Origin of the sequence: Kitasatospora sp. NPDC091257 (assembly GCF_044757675.1) — a bacterium.
Classification (GTDB): domain Bacteria; phylum Actinomycetota; class Actinomycetes; order Streptomycetales; family Streptomycetaceae; genus Kitasatospora; species Kitasatospora lactacystinica.
The window spans coordinates 1-1,134 of sequence record NZ_JBIVVI010001836.1 but is presented as its reverse complement, the minus strand read 5'-3'; the positions used below and the strand labels follow the sequence as shown (position 1 = coordinate 1,134).

Below are 1,134 nucleotides of genomic sequence, written 5' to 3'. Positions count from 1 at the left end.
GCGGGTGTCTGCCGCGGACGCCCGGGGCCCCCCCCCCCCCCCGCCCCGGGCCGGGCCGCGGGGGCCGCCGGCCCCCGCCCCTCGCTCAGGCGGGCGCGCAGCAGGGAGAGGATCAGCCACCGGCGCATCGCCCCGACGTGTCCCGGGGAGCCGTGGACGTCGTCGAAGACCTTGAACCGGGCCCGCGGTGCCAGCAGCGCCAGCCGGCGGTGCTCGCCCTGCGGGATGATCTCGTCGCGGGAACTGGCCACGTAGTCGACCGGGATGTCCACGGATCCGAGCTGGGCCGGGGTGAGCGGGAAGCCGGCCAGGACGTCCCGGAGTTCGTCCCGGTCCGCGGTCCGGGTGAGCCGGCGCAGGGTCTCCACGGTGATGCCGGGGACCTCGGGCCACCAGGCGGAGTCGGTGAAGAACCCGGCGACGGGCGCCCCGACGGTGTGGATGCTGCGGATGCGGGGGTCCTCGGCGGCGGCCCGCAGCGCCAGGTGCCCGCTGAAGCTGAGGGCGAGCGCCGCCGTCTCGGCGACCCGCGCGCGGTCGGCCAGCCGGTCCAGCAGGTACGGCAGCAGGCGCCAGGAGTCGGCCCGGTACGGAAGCGTGTTCTCGCCGACCCCGGGCAGTTCGGTGGCGACGGCGGCGAAGCCGAGCCGGGCGAACAGCGGAAGCGTCGGAGCCCACTGCTCCTTGACGCTGACGATGCCTCCCATGATCAGCAGCAGCGGCCGCGGCCGGTCGGCCGACAGGCCGGACGCCCAGGCCGCCAGGTTGCCGTCCGGGTGCTCGAACTCCAGCCGCTCGATGCCGTTGCGACCGGTGCGCCGCCAGGTGTCGAAGGCGTCGACGCAGCGGCGCTGGGCCTCCAGCCGGTCCTCGTCGCCGTGGTACGGGAAGCGGGCGAGCGCGTAGCGCCGGCAGGCGTCGAGCGGGCGGCCGGCCCGCAGCCGGTCGCCCTCGGCGGTCCACACCCGCGCCCAGGAGCCGGGGTCGCCGGGTTCGTCCCCGGTGATCCGGGACAGTACGGACCGGACGTACTGCTCCGTCAGGCCCTGGCCGCGTCCGTGCAGCCGGGCGAACTCCTTGAGCTCTGCCAGATGGTCCATGGTGCGTCCTCGGGTGGGCGGTCGGCGGGGGGCG

1 protein-coding gene is annotated in these 1,134 nt (G+C 76.4%); it reads right to left on the bottom strand.

The features are described from left to right. The coding region (locus ACIQOV_RS42365; RefSeq protein ID WP_401056599.1) for an alpha/beta fold hydrolase at positions 1 to 1,100 on the bottom strand (1,100 nt) is incomplete at its 3' end. Between the last annotated feature and the right edge of the window lie 34 nt (positions 1,101 to 1,134).